Here is a 15,360-nt window from a genome sequence, read left to right on the forward strand (position 1 = left end):
GTGACCGTGATCCTCGCCTTCCTCGCCAACATCCTCGTCGCGGTGGCGAAGACCGCCGCCGCGATCATCACCTCCTCGGCGTCGATGGTCGCCGAGGCAGCGCACTCGTGGGCGGATGCCGGCAACGAGGTGTTCCTTCTCATCGCCGACCGACGCGGGGCGAAGACGAAGGATGCCCGGCATCCCCTCGGCTACGGACGCAATGCGTTCGTGTGGTCGCTGATCGCCGCGTTCGGGATCTTCACGGCCGGCTCGATCGTGTCGATCATGCACGGCATCCAGCAGCTTTCCGACACCGGCCCCGTCGAGAGTCCGATGGTGGCCTACGTCGTGCTGGGCGTCTCGTTCGTGCTCGAGGGCCTGTCGTTCACGCAGGCGATGGTGAAGTCCCGCCGCCTCGCGAAGGAGCGCGGGTCGTCGACCTGGGACTTCGTGCTGGAGACGAGCGACACCACGCTGCGTGCCGTGTTCTTCGAGGACTCCGCCGCGCTCATCGGCCTGGTGCTGGCGGGCAGTGCGATCTTCCTGCACCAGATCACCGGGGTCGCCGCCTGGGATGCCATCGGATCGATCCTCGTCGGTGTGCTGCTCGGCGTGGTCGCGGTCATCCTGATCCGACGGAACATCGCGTTCCTGGTGGGAGCATCCGCTGCCCCGGAGCTGCGGGCGCGGGTCGGCACCGCGCTGCTCGGCCTCGACCAGATCGAGCGCGTCACGTACCTGCACATCGAGTACGTGGGTCCGAATCGGCTGTTCATCGTGGCTGAGATCGATCTCTCCGGCGACGCACGCGAGCACGACGTGGCCCGGCGGCTGCGGGAACTCGAGCAGCGGATCGAGAAGCACGAAGCGGTCGAGACCGTGGTTCTGTCACTGTCGGTCGACGACGAGCCGTCGGTGAGGTTCGCCTCGACCTGACCGGTGATGCCTGACGGCCTCAGCGCTGCCAGTTGTCGGCGAGCTTGTTCAGCAGGCGGGCGAGCTCCACGCGCTCGTCGTCAGTGAAGGACGCGAGAGCGGTCGAGAGCATCTCGCGCCGCTCGCCGCGCATGCCGCGGGCGAGCTTGCGCCCGTCGTCGGTGAGTGCGATGCGGGTGCGACGAGCGTCATCGGGGTCGGCCTCTCGGCGCACATAGCCGCGCTCGACCCCCTGCTGCACGAGCCGCGAAGCACGAGGCTGGTCGACGCCGATCGCCGCACCGAGATCGCTCACGCTGAGAGGTGCAGATGCCGCGGCCAGCGCCTCCAGCATCCGCATGCGCGCCGGCCCACCCATGCGGCCGGAGGGGTCGGCCATCCACGGAGGCATCCCCGGGTGACCGCGGTGGTGGTCGAAGTGGTCGTGCGCGTCGTCGCCGTCCGGGCCTCCGTGCGGGCCTCCGTGCGGAGCACCGTGCCAGCCGTGCGGACCACCGTGGCCGCGCCCGCGTTCGCCAGCACCTCTACCTCCGGGTCCGCGCTCTCCCGGACGGCGGCCGCGGAGTCGGGACAGCGCCTGGGCGATGGCTTCGGCGGGATCCGGCCCTGCAGCATCCGGCTGGGCCGAATCCGGGGCGGCGTCGTTCGGTTCGGTGGTCACGGATCGATTTTACATGCGACTTGACATGCATTGCGACTTCATGTCACACTACATGTACATGCACTGTGACATACACATGCACACTGACAACTACGTCACCCCTGACAAAAGGACTTTCCATGAACACCTCTGAATCACAGAACCCCGAGAACACCTCCCGCCCCTTCGGCTACTGGCTGAAGGCCGCCGACCGCCTCATGGCGGCCGAGTTCGCCACCGCCTTCGAGAGCGAGCACGCGAACCGTCGCGACTGGCGGATCCTCAACATCGTCGACGGCACCGCGCCGTCGCCCCGTCCGCTGAACGGCCACAAGCTGCACCGACTCGTCGAGCGCGGCTGGGTTGCCCCCGAGGGCGACGGCTGGGCGCTCACCGATGACGGCCGCGCCGCGAAGGATCGACTCGGCGCCATCGTCGATGAGATCCGCACGAAGGTCGCCGACGCCGTGTCTCCCGAAGACATGGCAACGACGCTCGCCTCGCTCGAGAAGATCGCCCGTGCGTTCGGCTGGGACGAGGAGACCCCTCTTCCCCGCGGACGCCGGCACGGCTTCGGCGGCCCCCGCCACGGTCGCGGCTTCGGCCACGGCTTCGGGCGCCCCTTCGGACGCGGCTTCGGTCGCGGCTTCGACGGCGGACCCGAGCAGGGCTTCGATCACGGCCGGGAACACGGCTTCGACCGCGGACACGGCTTCGGCCCTGACGCAGACGCCGAGCACGGATGCCGCCACGGCGAGCCCGGCGCAGGTCGCCGCGGACACGGACACGGACACGGACACCCCGGACACGGCGACCACGGCCCCCGCGGTCATGGTCCGCAGCGTGCGGAGCGGATCGCTCAGCACTCGTTCGAGCGAGGTTTCGATGCGGGCTTCGCCCGCGGTCGCGACGCCTGACCCCGCAACACCCCGCGAGACGCCTCACCCGATACTCGGGTGGGGCGTTTCGTGTTCTCCGGGCTCGAGGGTCAGAGATCCAAGAGTGCCACGGCCGTCTCGCCCGCGCCGGCAGCACGCAACCGGGCTCGCATCGCGGCGGCGGCGAGCGCGTAGGGCCGCGCGTCGTCCAGCAGCAGCGAGCGCGAGTTGGCCTCTTCATTCAGGGCGACCAGCTCGAACGCGAGCACCTCAGGATCGGCCTCGATCTCGCCGGCATCGACGGCGTGACGCAGCTGGGCTTCGACGTAGCCGTACCAGTCGACCAGCGCGGCCCGCACGGCATCGCTCACCGGACCGGATTTCGAGTCGACGTCGGCCGCGGTCGCGGCGAAGAAGCAACCGCCGGTGAAGACCCGGTCCTTCGAGTAGGTCAGCGAGTTGCGCAGGAGCGCGGCCAGGCGGCGCACTCCTCGCGGCTGCGCCCTGGCAGGTTCGACGATCCGCGCGGTGAAGATCTCGCGGGCCGCGGCGACCGTCGCCAGCTGCAGCCCCTCCTTGCTCTGGAAGAGCGTGGCGATGCTGCTCTTGCTCGACCCCGAGGCCTCGGCGAGCCGGCCGATGGTCAGCCCGTCGAGGCCCTCGACCGACGCGAGGTCGGTCGCACTCTGCAGCACGATGCGGCGCGAGGCATCGCCGCGGGCCCTTCGCCCGTCGAGAACTACGCTCTCCGTCATTTCCCTAGTATACGAACGATCGTTCGCCTATTATACGTATGATCGTTCGTATTGTTCTGGCGAAGGAGTTTCCATGCCGTCCGTTCCTGTTCTGCTCGCCCGCAGCGCCCGCACCGTCGCCGCGGTCTCGCCGACGCTCGCCGGCGACATCGCCTACCGCCTCTTCTTCACCACTTCACCGCGGATGCCGGTGCGCGATGCGGATGCCGCGACCCATGCCGACGCGCGCCAGGGACGGATCACCGTGCGCGACCTCGAGGTCGTCACCTACGAATGGGGCGACGGGCCACGCACCGTGCTGCTCCTGCACGGCTGGCGCGGGCGCGCCTCGCAGTTCGCCCCGCTCGTGCGCGAACTGCGCGCCGAGGGGTTTCGCGTGATCGCGTTCGACGCTCCCGCGCACGGCTCGTCGTCCGGGCGGAGCACCGACATCCGCGACTGGGTCGACGCCGCCGAGCAGCTGCAGGCGGAGCACGGGCCGTTCGAGGCCATCATCGGACACTCGTTCGGCGCATTGGCCGCGCTGACCGTGGCCCGCTCGACCGTTCCGACCACGGCGGTCGCCGCCATCGCCGGAGCCGCGGGCCCCGACGCCTTCCTCGCGCAGTTCGCCTCGGACCTCGGCCTCGACGCCGCGACGACCGCGCGTCTGTCCGAGCGGTTCCGCCGGCGACTGGGGATGGACCAGGCCGCGGTGTCCACCCGATATGACGCGGCGCAGCATCCCCTCCCTGCCGACACCGCACTGCTCGTCGTGCATGACCGCGGCGACCGGCGGATGCCCGACCACGATTCGCTGCGTCTGCACGAAGCCCACGGCGCCCGCTCCCGTCTCGTGCGCACCGAGGGGCAGGGACACACGCGGGTGCTGTCGGCGGATGCGACGCTCGATGCGGTCGTGGCGCTGACGACGGGAGGACTCGAGGCGGTCGCTGCGCTCGCGCGTCCGGCGGGCCACGACGAAGCGAACGAGGTGACGTCGTCGCCCCTGAGAAGCACCGACCTTCTCCCGACCGCACCGCTGCCCGAGCGCTGACCGCGCCGAGCTGATCCGCGCGACGTCAGATGCGGCGTGGCCCGGGTCCGTCGATGCTGAGCGCGTCCTCGGGGTTGAGCAGACGACACGCCTTGAGCGACAGGCAGCCGCACCCGATGCATCCGGTCAGCTCGCGTCGCAGGTGCTCGAGCTGCGTGCGGCGGAGATCGAGTTGCGCGCGCCACAGCTTCGCCACTCGCTGCCAGTCCCGCTGCGAAGGCGGTTCGTCCACCGGGAGGCTCTGGAACACCTCGTGCACGTCGGTGAGGGGGATTCCGAGACGCTTGGCGACGACGATCAGCGAGATGCGCCGCAGCATGTGCCGGCGGTAGCGACGCTGATTGCCCGCGGTCCGGGTCGACACGATGAGACCGAGCTGCTCGTAGAAGTGCAGCGCCGTCGCGGGCACGCCCGAGCGCTGGACGACCTCGCCGATCGCCAGCAGGTCGTCGGGTTCCAAAGACATCATCGCCTCCTCTTGACCTCGAGTTTACTCGAGGTATTAGCGTGACGATCGGTCGCCGACGAACGGCGCCGCCGGGTGGGATCACCGCCCGCGCCGACGCCACGAAGGGCACCCGATGACCCAGACACCGCCCCGCATCCACCCCGCAGGGAGCTGGCGCGAACTGCTCGGCAGCCGCTACGCCCCGATCGCCTCGGTGCTGGCCGGCGGCGTGCTCCTCGAGGCGAGCAACGTGCACCTCACCACCAGCCTGCTCCCCACGATCGTCGACGACATCGGCGGAGCGGAGTTCTACGCCTGGACGATGATGGTCTTCCTCCTCGCCTCCGTCGTCAGCTCGATGATGGTGAGCCGGATCCTGACGCAGCGGGGAGCGGTGCAGGCCTACCTGCTGGCGCTCGGCCTGTTCGCGCTCGGCTCCCTGCTGTGCGCCGCGAGTCCGTGGATGTGGGCGCTGCTCGCCGGACGCGCCGTGCAGGGTCTCGGGGGCGGACTGCTCGCCGGACTCGGCTACGCCCTGATCCAGCGCGCCCTTCCCGAGCGCCTCTGGGCGCGCGGAGCCGCACTCGTCTCGGCGATGTGGGGTGTCGGCAACATCGTGGGTCCGGTGGTGGGCGGCATCTTCGCGCAGCTGGACGCCTGGCGGGTGACCTTCGTCGGGCTGGCCGTGGTCTCCGCGTTGATCGGCATCGTCGTCGTGCGCTCCCTGCCGCGCACCGCTCGAAGCCGATCCAGCGAGTCCGTTCCGTGGGGATCCCTCGTGCTCCTCTCCGGCGGAGTCGCCGCGGTCGGCCTCGCCGGCGTCGTCCCGAGCAGCCTCGGCACCGGAATCGCCATCGTGGTCGGCGTCGTGCTGGGCGGGTGGTTCCTGCGTCATGAGCGTCGGGGCCGTACGGGGGTCCTCCCGCGGATCACCTTCGCCGCCGGATCATCCCTCGGCTGGGTGTACCTCACGGTCGCCGTCCTGGCGTTCGCGATCGGCACCGAGGCGTTCATCCCCCTCTTCGGGCAGGAGATCGGCGGATTGATGCCGTTCCTCGCCGGGCTGCTCGGTGCGGCCCTGTCACTCGGGTGGTCGATCACGCAGGTGTTCACGGCCAACGCCACCGGCATCCGGTCGCGCCGCGTGCTCATCACGATCGGCCCTCTCGTCATCGCATCAGGGCTGGCCGCGTACGGCCTGCTGCAGCACGAGGCGCCCTCGACCCTCGTGATCGCACTCTGGTTCGCCACACTGTTCCTCGCCGGCGCCGGCATCGGCCTGGGGTTCCCGCACCTGACCGTCGCAGCGCTCGGCAGCACTCCCGGCGAGGAGGAAGGGGCCAAGGCGGCAGCGGCCGTCAACACCGTCTTCATCATCGCGAGCGCCTTCAGCTCCGCCATGGCCGGGGTGCTCGTGAACCTCGCGATGCCCGACGTCGTCGACGCCGCCCGGCTGCTCATGCTCGTGTTCGCGGGTGTCACCGTTCTCGGCACCTTCATCGCCCGCGGGGCGAGCTGGGGCATCGGACGCGCGGACGCCGACACCGATCCTCACACCGACACCGACACCCACACAGACACCCATTGATCGAAAGGCGCCACGAACATGGACACGAACATCAGCACGAACACTCCCGTCACCGTCATCGGCCTCGGAGAGATGGGAACGGCGATAGCCGCAGCGCTCATCGAGCGCGGCCACCGCACCACCGTGTGGAACCGCACCGTGAGCAGAGCCGCACCACTGGTCGCGGTCGGTGCCGAGGCCGCTCCGACCGCCACGGCCGCAGTGGCCGCGAGCCCCCTCATCGTCGTGTGCCTGCTCGACGGTGCCGCCGTGGATGCCGTGCTCGGAACGATCGACGCGGACGTGCGCGGCAAGGTCCTGGTGAACGTCACCAGCGGCTCGCCTGCCGCAGCCCGACGCACCGCGGCGTGGGCGACGGCGCACGGCGCGAAGTACGTCGACGGAGGGATCATGGGAGACGTGTCACGCGTCGGCACACCCGACGTCCTGTTCTCCTTCAGCGGCGACCGCGACGGCTATGAGGCGCACCGCACAGTGCTGGAAGGACTCGGCACCATCGCGTACTACGGAGAAGACCCCGGATTCGCCGCCGTCGAGTTCCTCTCCCAGGTCGCGGTCGGGTATGAATTCCTCCTCGGTCTGCTGCACACATTCGCGCTGGTGAAGGCCGAAGGCGCCGACGTCGCCGCCTTCGCCGACCGCGTGGCGGGTTCGATCGGAGGTTACGTGCCGCTGGTGACGAGCTTCGGTGCCGCAGTGACGACCGGAGAGTACGGACCGGACCTGGGACCGCTGAGCGTGCAGGCGGCGCTGATGGACGACCTGATCAGCCATCGCGAATCGCTCGACATCGACACCCTGCGCATGCGGGAGGTCAAGCGGCTGATGGATCGGCGGATCTCCGACGGGCACGGCGACCAGGGATTCTCCAGCCTGTTCGAGTTGCTGAGCGAATCACGACCAGACCGACGAGCTGGAGACAGCGCGATCCCCTTCGGCCCTCAGCTCATCGGTCAGACGGAGAAGGCACTGAACGCGCTTCTTCAGACCGTCCTCTCCGGCCGTGATCTCACGGAACGCGAGTGGGTGTCGCTGCGACTCGCCTCGCAGCTCGACGAAGGCGGCGACCTCGACACCTTCGTCGCCGGCCGCCTCCACGATCCGGATGTCGGGCTGCTCCTCGCGTCGCTGCGGGATCGCGGACTCATCGCCGGCTCCGGTCTCACCGCCGAGGGCACGACCTTGGTCGCGGAGATCGGACAGGAGATCGCCGATCTCACCGGCGCGATCTGGAAGGGCCTCGACGAGCAAGAGACCGAAGCCGCGACACGAGTCCTGAACCGGGTCCTGGACGAAGCCCGGCTGCTCCTGCGCGGATCGACCGCCTGACCCCGGCCGCAGCGGAGGATTCGCCGTCGGACGTAGGCTGGATCGGTGGCGGATTCCCGGGGAAGAGTGTGGACCGGCGTCCTGCGCGTCGAGCCGCACCGCGGCGATCACAGGGTGGCGCTGCGCGCAGCGATCAGCGTGGCGGTGCCGCTCCTCGTGCTGTGGATGCTGGGGCGCCTCGACCTGAGCATCTATGCGAGCTTCGGCGCCTTCGCCGCGCTCTACGGGCGTCACGACGTGTTCCGCGATCGCATCCGGATGCAGGCGAGCGCCGGAGGGGTCATCCTCGCCTCGATGCTCGTCGGCACGGCCCTCTCGGTCGTCTCCGCTCCCGCCGCGATCAGCATCATCGTCGTCGCGGTCATCGCCTCCGGGGTCACCCTGCTCGCCTACACGATGCGCTGGCATCCGCCGGGCCCGCTGTTCCCGGTGTTCGCTGTCGGTGCGTGCGCGACCATCCCGGCGACCGCCGCCTCGTTCGGCGACGTGCTCCTGGTCGGCGGTCCGAGTGTGCTCTTCGGGCTGGCCATCACCGCGCTCATCGGGATCTTCACGCGCAGCACCGACGACGTGCCGCCGAGGAGCCTGCAGCCCGTGGGGCCGATCGCCTGGGAGATGGCGGTCTCGGTGGGCATCGCGATCGTGGGCGCCGGTGTCGCAGGCCTGCTGATCATGGATTCGCACTGGTACTGGGCGGCCGTCGGTGCGGTCGCCGCCGTCAGCGGGCCGCAGCTCAACGCCCGGGTGATCCGCGGCATCCAGCGCCTCATCGGCACCCTGCTCGGTGTGCTCGTCGCCGCAGGCATCCTCGCGATCGACCTGCCACCACTCGCCGTCATCGCCCTGGTGGTTCTGCTACAGGCCGCCGCCGAACTTTTCGTCGGCCGCAACTACGGCATCGCGATGGTGTTCATCACCCCGCTCGCCCTGCTCATGGTGCACCTCGCCGCGCCCACGCCCGTCGACATGCTCCTACAGGACCGTGCGATCGAGACCGTGATCGGCGTGGCCATCGGCACTCTCGTCGCCGTCGCATCGGCCGCACTCCGGCGTCGACAGGTCACGAAAGGCGCCTGACCTCAGGCGGGCGCAGTCAGAGCGTCGGCGCGAAAGCGATCACTGCCGCGGCGGATTCAGCGCCGGCGAACGGGAAGGTCGTGGTGTTCAACAGGTACACGCCGACGACGATCGCCGCGACGAGAAGCAGGAACAGGAACGCGAAGATCACGATCGTGAGCACGCGGTAGCCCCCGGATGTCGGCACCTCGGGCGCGACCGACGGCAGCGCCCAGTCGTCTGCCACGGCTGCGGGCGGCTCGCCCTCGAGGATGGCAGGAGTCGGGCGCACCCGGTCGGAACCGCGGCGCGTCGAGGGAGGAGGCGGCGGGATCACCGCGTCGGCGGGCGGAATCTCCGACGGCGGCGGAGTCAGCAGACCCTCCGGAATCGGGATCTCGGGCGGAGGAGGCGGGATCACGACGTCGGCGGGCGGAATCACCGGCGCATCCGGGATCACGGTCTCGTCGGGGACCACGGTCTCCTCGGGGACGACCGGTTCCTGCGGGGACGTGCCGCTGACATCGCTCATCTCAGCCTCCGACTGCTCCGACATCGGTGGTGCCGACGTCTGTTCGATGGAAGTTCTGGAACGACCGGGAGGCCGTCGGTCCGCGCTGCCCCTGGTACCGGTTCCCGTAAGGGCCCGAGCCATAGGGGTTCTCCGCCGGCGAGCTGAGGCGGAAGAAGCAGAGCTGTCCGATCTTCATCCCCGGCCACAGCTTGATGGGCAGAGTCGCGACGTTCGCCAGCTCGAGCGTCACGTGCCCGGTGAAGCCCGGGTCGATGAACCCCGCCGTCGAGTGGGTGATGAGCCCGAGGCGCCCGAGCGACGACTTGCCCTCGAGGCGCGCGGCGACATCGTCGGGGAGTGCGACCTGCTCGAACGTCGCCCCCAAGGCGAACTCGCCGGGGTGCAGGATGAACGGCTCGTCGGGGTCGACCTCGATCAGGCGGGTGAGCTCGGGCTGGTCAACCGACGGATCGATGAAGGGATACTTGTGGTTGTCGAAGAGACGGAAGTAGCGATCCAGGCGCACGTCGATGCTCGACGGCTGGATCATCCCCTCTTCGCGCGGTTCGAGGCCGATGCGGCCGGATGCGAGTTCTGCCTTGATGTCGCGGTCGCTGAGAAGCACGGGTTCAGCCTAGTTGCCGTGCCGGCTCTTAGCCCCTCCTGCTTTGGCCATCGGGGGTGAGGCAGGTAGGCTGGCGTTCGCCTGCTCCTCGGATGCGGGTACGGGGCTGTAGTTCAATGGCAGAACTTCTGCTTCCCAAGCAGATAGCGCGGGTTCGATTCCCGTCAGCCCCTCCACAGAGGAATCGGCACACGAGGTGAGTCCCGGAACGTCGAGACTTCGAGATCAAGCCTTCGACGTCGCATCGTATCGACACCGAAAGTCGCTGACGAACATGGCGAGGGCTGCGGCGACCAGGAGCGAACCGACGATCCAGAGCATCACCCGATCGTCGACGACAACTCCGTCATGGCTGCACACTCTAAGCGTCTGCATCACCCGCACCGAGTCGTCCGCGTGGCTTTCGAGTGTCGCATCCGTGCAGGCGTCAAGCCCCAGCGAGGGCGCCGGTCCGAGCATGTCGCGCATGATGCTCCGTGGGCCGAGGTCGAATCGGGTCAGTCCGAACAGCACAGCGAACAGAAGTACTGGGGCGACGATCCGACGAAGGACGAGGTTGCGGGCGTCTCGGCACAGCGCGGCAGCGGCGACGATGATCCCGAATCCGTAGCCCGCGATTGCGCCCGCGGCCGGGACATCGATGAGCAGTTGCGGCGAGAGCACCGCCTCGGCACCGCTCGGTGTCGAGTACGTGCCGGGCATGATTCGCATGACGACCGGGAGCAGCGCACCGGCGATGAAGCCCGCCGCCGTGCCGTATCCCGTCCATACCGCAACGACTCCGAATACACGCTTCATGTCAAGGTCGATGAGCAGCACCTTCGCGTACACCGCAAGCGCCGCGATGACCATGACGATGATCATCGCGACGGTCATCCAGGATGCGGTGGCCAACGCGTTGTACCCGACCACGATGCCCATCACTCGCCGCTCGAGTGCAGTGCCCTTGTTCATCACGGCGGTGAAGGCCACCGCCATGAGGACGGGAATGAGGAGGAGGCTCAAGAGATAGCCTCGCATCACGGCTCCGGGAGCCATCAGGCGCTCCAGCGCCAGGAACCCGAGTTGAATCTCCCTCGGCCCGCGGGGCGCGATCGTTTCGTACCCCCGACCTACAGCCAGGAGACCCCGTCGGAGTTCCTCGGCGATCCGATCCATCACAAACCGTCCGAACGACGGCGCTTCAGACGCGGAAAAAGCCCGCAGAGCTCTGGCCGCCGCCCCTGCCACCCCTGCTGCCCCGAGACAGCACCACAGAAGCCAGAACCGAAGCCCGGCGATGACGGCGTCGACAGGTTGCGCGCCCAACGCCGCGGAGATCATGAGCATTGCGCCGGCAAACCACCCTGCGCACTCCGCGCTCACTCGAACGACGGCGAGCCAATGAGTCTTCTCGGATCTGTTGCTTCGCGCCCATTTGGTCAGCCGCCAGCATCCGATGAGGAACAGGATGATTCCGGCAACGACAAATATGATCACGCCTCCACAGATGGACTCGCACGCCCCGCAGTCGCCAGGGGGCTCAGCTGGATGTGATCAGATCTGCAATCCTGGCAGCAACGGCGATGGTGGTAAGGTTCGTGTTCGCCCGCGGTATCACCGGGATGAGCGAGGCGTCTCCGACGTACACATTAGTGAGCCCGTGAACCTTGCCGTCGATTCCGACGACGGACATGGGGTCATTCTCAGATCCCATGCTGCAGGTCCCGACGGGGTGCCAGTATCCGGCCTGCGTCTGCCCGACCGCATCCCGCTGCGCCGATGTCCAAGGATTCAGCGTCGCCAGCTTCCGCACGTGCGGCGCGGAGACGAGATCGTGGACGACGTCGACACCGTCGAGAGCAACGCGACGGTCATAGCCGTCGGGATCACTGAAGTATCGAGGATCGACGATCGGAGTGTCGGACGGATCGAGCGATCGCGCTCTGACCACGCCCCTCGAGCGGGGCGTCAACATGAAGACGTGAATCGAGACTTCCAGCGGACCGACGAATTGCCCGAGCTCGTCCTCGGCTGGCCCAGCGGTCGGCACGATGTGCAAGTCCCAGTAGTCGTCGTCTGCCAAGCTCGATCGGACCTTCAGAAGACTCTGCGGTACGTACACTTCGTGGTCGGGCAGCACGTGATCGGGAGTTGGCTCGAGCGGGACCTGGACCTTCGGATGGTCGACGAGATTCTCACCAACGCCAGGAAGTGAGAGGACGGTGTTCGCGCCGAGTTGCTTCAGCACATTCTCAGGCCCGATTCCGCTGCGCATGAGCAGCGGGGGATTGCCATAGGCGCCGGCGGCGAGTACGACGGTCCCGGCCGCGATTCGTTTGATCTGCTCGTCCTGAATGATCTCCACGCCGACCGCCCGGTCGCCTTCGATGACGACCCGGACGACCAGGGTGTCCGCGACGACGCGCAGGTTCGGGCGGACGCGGGCGGGATCGAGGTATGCGAATGCTGCGTTCCAACGGGTGTGCCCGATCGCGTTCAAGGGAACCCAGCCCGCGCCTTCGACAGCATCCTCGGCGTTGACGTCGTCGAGTGGCGAGAATCCGACGTGCTCGGCACCGGCGACGATTGCCCGGTGCCATTCGCTCCGATCGGCATCAGGCACCCCGCGGACTCGCATGTCACTCATCGCACGTTCGAAGTATGGCGCGAGCGCGGAGTAGTCCCATGCACCGTCAGAGTAAGGGCGCCACGCGTCGAAGTCGGGCCTGGCACCGATCAGCGCCCAGCACGCGTTGCTCACCGATGACCCCCCGATCACACGACCGCGCGAGTAGTGCGGCGGAAATCCCGGGTCCCAGTCATGACTGCGCGCCGGTGAACGGCAGTCGAGAAGATCAGCTGGCCACCCCGCCGGATCATACGGGCCGTAGTCAGGACCGGCTTCGAGCAGCAGCACGCTGCGGCTGGGGTCTTGGCTGAGACGGGACGCAAGCACGCAACCGGCCGCGCCTCCCCCGACGACTACGACGTCGGCCTGGAGCTCTGGCATCGTTTCTCCATTCTTGTCACTCATGCGACACCGCTCTGTTCTTCTCGGGCCTGCGCCTCTCGTCGGCGAGCCCGCAGTCCACCCCAGAGCAGGAGGACACCGGCAACTATCAGGACCGGCTCGATCGCGAATGCAACGAACAGACCGAACTGGTCGGCGAGACCGCCGAGCACGAAGGGCGAGGCTGCGGCAACGAGCCCGACGACCAACTGCGAACGGGCGTTGGCCTGATCTTCTTGTCCTGGCGCCGCATCCAGCGCGAGCGCGAGCGCGAGCGGGTAGAGGTTGGCCACCCCTATCCCGCACACGAACAGTCCGACGATGGCAACGAGGGGTTCGTCGGTCATCCAGAACAGAACAAAGCTGGCGGCCGTGACGAGGAGCGATCCGTACAGCAGCGGGACCGTGTTGCCGACGCGCCGCGTCATGACGGCACCAGCCATACGACCGATGAGAATGCCAAGGAAGTTGGCACCGAGAGCGGCGCTCGCGGCAGCCGCCGACATGCCGGTCGCCATGAGCACCTGCGGGCCGAAGTACACCAAGCAGAACTCGATCGCCGAACTAAACGCCATGAGCACTGCGAACATCCAGCATGCGGCGGGGAGCCGCCGAGAACGCGTGCCGGGCATCCTCTGCGGGCGCCTCCGGTAGTTGAGCTTTCGGTACCGCAGGAACAGCAGCGCCAGGACCAACACGGGGAATGCGAACGTCGCACGCCAGCCCAGCGCCGTGATCGCGAGGGCCCCGAGCACTAGCGGAGCGAAGACGGCAGACGCGCCTGCGCCGATGTTGGCCTCTGTCAGTGCCTGATCGCGACGCGGCCCATGCTGGTCGGACAAAACTGCCTGAATGACTGCGAGGAGCATCGTGCCCGCAAGGCCGAACAGCACCGTGCCAACGAGGGTGGCCGGCACCCCTCGGGTGAGCGTGAATATCGCTGCACCTAACGTCGCTCCTGCCGCCGAGGTCCACAGCAGCGCACCACGGGTCAAGAGCCGAGCAGCCCACGTGAACGTGGCTCCGGCGAGTGCGGCGCCGAGCGACCAGAACACAGAGTAGAGGCCGAGCAGAGTATAGGAGAACCCGAGTTCCTCCCGCAGTAGCGTGACCGCCGGTCCGAACGCATAGAGCCAGAATGTGTAGCACCCCAGGGCCGCATACGACAGGATGGTGGTTCCGTCTCGGACGAAGGCGCCGGGCGGCGCGACCGACGACGTCGCCGGCGGTGCCGACGGATGTTCTGGCTTCATCGATTCGCTCCTGTGTGTCGATACACAACCACAGTATGTCCGACCTCGACCACGCGCGCCACTCATCGCGAACAGTCACGAGCGCGCGTCTCGGAAATGCGTGTATCGTTACACAAATGAATCGGATCGATGCGAGGTCGTGGTCGAGTCTGGTGCTGTTGGGCTGCGCGGCGTTCGCCTACAACACATCGGAATCGTTCCCGGTAGGTCTTCTGCCAGAGATGTCGAGGGATCTAGGGGTCACGGAACCGCAGATCGGGTCACTGCTGACCTTGTATGCCGTGGTGGTCGCGGTGACGGTACTGCCGCTAGTCATCGCTGCATCTGGGATCGCTCGTCGCCGACTGATTCTGGTCACCATCGGCGTCCTGGTCGCGTCGAACCTCGCGATGGCGCTGGCTCCGACGTACGAGCTGGTGTTGGTGTCACGTCTTGTCTCAGCCACGACGCACGGAATCTTCTGGTCGATTGTCGCGCCTACAGCTGCGATGCTCGTCGCCCGAGGACGCGAAGGCTTCGCAACGTCCGTGGCCTTCATGGGCAGCTCGCTCGCGATGGTGGCCGGAACCCCGCTCATGGCGGCGCTGGGCACGATGTGGGGCTGGCGCACTGCGGTCACGGTGCTGGCAGGAGTGGCGGCGCTTGCGTTCGTGGGTCTCGCGTTGGTGATGCCCAAGCTCGAGGTCGTTCGCGACGACCAGGCCCGCGGCCTTGCCGGATGGTTGCCCCTGCTGGTGTCGACAGTGAGCAACCGCGCACTACTGCGGCTGTGCGCGTTGACGGTGCTGTTGGTGGTCACCTACTTCGCGGTTTACACCTATATCTCCCTCATCCTGGACCGCTCGGCCGATGTGTCGGGCCCAGGGCTCGCCGGGGTCCTGCTGGCGTACGGCATCGCCGGGCTGCTCGGAGTATGGATGATCGGCAAGTTCCTCGACGCCTCACCCCGCCGGTCTGCGCTCGTGACGATGTGGGTCCTCACCGTGGCGCTCGCCGGTATCGGTCTCTTCTCCTCCTGGGCCCCCGCTGGAGTGGTGGCCTCTGTCGTTTTGCTGGGAGCGGCCTTTGCAGCGACGCCGGTGTTCCTGCAAGCGAGCGTGTTGCGGGTCGCCCCGGAAACCAGCGATGTCGCGTCTTCGTTGTACGTGGTGGCGTTCCAGATCGGAATCGCCGGCGGATCGCTCCTCGGAGGACTCGCCGTCGACGCCAGCCTGTTGGAAGCCGTTCCATGGATTGCTGCGGGAGCGGTGGCCGTCGCCGTGATCGTGCTCACGCTTCGGACCCGCACGTCGGCTCGAACCATGGAGGATGCCACAGCCGGGTGAAAC

Annotated in this window: 15 protein-coding genes and 1 tRNA gene; 8 read left to right on the plus strand and 8 right to left on the minus strand. The window is 67.9% G+C overall.

Annotation, left to right across the window (positions count from 1 at the left end; all coding sequences use genetic code 11):
- Window positions 1-918 (plus strand): cation diffusion facilitator family transporter, encoded by a 918-nt coding sequence (locus CQ040_RS03000; RefSeq protein WP_105525966.1) that lies wholly within the window; start codon window positions 1-3, stop codon window positions 916-918.
- A gap of 19 nt (window positions 919-937) precedes the next feature.
- Here the strand turns inward: CQ040_RS03000 and CQ040_RS20960 are convergent, their stop codons facing one another.
- Window positions 938-1,579: a MarR family winged helix-turn-helix transcriptional regulator gene (locus tag CQ040_RS20960; RefSeq protein WP_258131347.1), complete on the minus strand. Its 642-nt coding sequence runs from the start codon at window positions 1,577-1,579 to the stop codon at window positions 938-940.
- Between the two features lie 119 nt (window positions 1,580-1,698).
- Here CQ040_RS20960 and CQ040_RS03015 point away from each other — a divergent pair, with 119 nt between their 5' ends.
- Window positions 1,699-2,475 carry a hypothetical protein gene (locus CQ040_RS03015; protein WP_105525968.1) on the plus strand — a complete coding sequence of 259 codons (777 nt, stop codon included), beginning with the start codon at window positions 1,699-1,701 and terminating at the stop codon, window positions 2,473-2,475.
- 71 nt (window positions 2,476-2,546) lie between these two features.
- Here the strand turns inward: CQ040_RS03015 and CQ040_RS03020 are convergent, their stop codons facing one another.
- Entirely contained in the window at window positions 2,547-3,191 is a 645-nt protein-coding gene (locus CQ040_RS03020) for a TetR/AcrR family transcriptional regulator (protein WP_105525969.1), read from the minus strand.
- A gap of 73 nt (window positions 3,192-3,264) precedes the next feature.
- Here CQ040_RS03020 and CQ040_RS03025 point away from each other — a divergent pair, with 73 nt between their 5' ends.
- Window positions 3,265-4,227 (plus strand): alpha/beta fold hydrolase, encoded by a 963-nt coding sequence (locus CQ040_RS03025; protein WP_105525970.1) that lies wholly within the window; start codon window positions 3,265-3,267, stop codon window positions 4,225-4,227.
- Window positions 4,228-4,252: 25 nt separating this feature from the next.
- Here CQ040_RS03025 and soxR read toward each other — a convergent pair whose 3' ends face one another.
- Window positions 4,253-4,693 (minus strand): redox-sensitive transcriptional activator SoxR, encoded by a 441-nt coding sequence (gene soxR, locus CQ040_RS03030; protein ID WP_105526165.1) that lies wholly within the window; start codon window positions 4,691-4,693, stop codon window positions 4,253-4,255.
- A 115-nt stretch (window positions 4,694-4,808) separates the two neighbouring features.
- Between soxR and CQ040_RS03035 the strand changes: the two genes are divergently transcribed.
- From CQ040_RS03035 to CQ040_RS03045, 3 genes are read left to right on the plus strand one after another with little or no spacing between them, the layout of a single operon-like run.
- Window positions 4,809-6,263 carry an MFS transporter gene (locus tag CQ040_RS03035; RefSeq protein ID WP_105525971.1) on the plus strand — a complete coding sequence of 485 codons (1,455 nt, stop codon included), beginning with the start codon at window positions 4,809-4,811 and terminating at the stop codon, window positions 6,261-6,263.
- Window positions 6,264-6,281: 18 nt separating this feature from the next.
- The gene (locus tag CQ040_RS03040) at window positions 6,282-7,592 is read left to right on the plus strand and encodes an NAD(P)-binding domain-containing protein (protein WP_105525972.1); all 1,311 of its coding nucleotides are present in this window, start codon (window positions 6,282-6,284) and stop codon (window positions 7,590-7,592) included.
- A gap of 45 nt (window positions 7,593-7,637) precedes the next feature.
- Entirely contained in the window at window positions 7,638-8,669 is a 1,032-nt protein-coding gene (locus CQ040_RS03045) for an FUSC family protein (RefSeq protein ID WP_258131344.1), read from the plus strand.
- 16 nt (window positions 8,670-8,685) lie between these two features.
- Here the strand turns inward: CQ040_RS03045 and CQ040_RS03050 are convergent, their stop codons facing one another.
- Window positions 8,686-9,180 (minus strand): hypothetical protein, encoded by a 495-nt coding sequence (locus CQ040_RS03050; RefSeq protein WP_105596238.1) that lies wholly within the window; start codon window positions 9,178-9,180, stop codon window positions 8,686-8,688.
- 1 nt (window position 9,181) lies between these two features.
- Entirely contained in the window at window positions 9,182-9,787 is a 606-nt protein-coding gene (gene dcd, locus CQ040_RS03055) for a dCTP deaminase (RefSeq protein WP_105525975.1), read from the minus strand.
- 102 nt (window positions 9,788-9,889) lie between these two features.
- On the opposite strand from dcd, the gene CQ040_RS03060 reads away from it, so the two are divergent.
- Window positions 9,890-9,963, plus strand: a tRNA-Gly gene (locus tag CQ040_RS03060).
- Between the two features lie 49 nt (window positions 9,964-10,012).
- Here the strand turns inward: CQ040_RS03060 and CQ040_RS03065 are convergent.
- The 3 genes from CQ040_RS03065 to CQ040_RS03075 form a co-directional block, all read right to left on the minus strand.
- Entirely contained in the window at window positions 10,013-10,792 is a 780-nt protein-coding gene (locus tag CQ040_RS03065) for a hypothetical protein (RefSeq protein WP_146113851.1), read from the minus strand.
- Window positions 10,793-11,309: 517 nt separating this feature from the next.
- A complete protein-coding gene (locus CQ040_RS03070) occupies window positions 11,310-12,779 on the minus strand; it encodes a GMC family oxidoreductase (RefSeq protein ID WP_181156811.1) in 1,470 nt (489 codons plus the stop codon).
- Between the two features lie 20 nt (window positions 12,780-12,799).
- The gene (locus CQ040_RS03075) at window positions 12,800-14,032 is read right to left on the minus strand and encodes a sugar MFS transporter (protein WP_181156813.1); all 1,233 of its coding nucleotides are present in this window, start codon (window positions 14,030-14,032) and stop codon (window positions 12,800-12,802) included.
- A gap of 116 nt (window positions 14,033-14,148) precedes the next feature.
- Here CQ040_RS03075 and CQ040_RS03080 point away from each other — a divergent pair, with 116 nt between their 5' ends.
- Window positions 14,149-15,357, plus strand: a complete 1,209-nt coding sequence (locus tag CQ040_RS03080) for an MFS transporter (protein WP_181156814.1) — start codon at window positions 14,149-14,151, stop codon at window positions 15,355-15,357.
- Window positions 15,358-15,360 lie beyond the last annotated feature (3 nt).

This window comes from Microbacterium sp. MYb54, from assembly GCF_002979515.1.
Classification (GTDB): Bacteria; Actinomycetota; Actinomycetes; order Actinomycetales; family Microbacteriaceae; genus Microbacterium.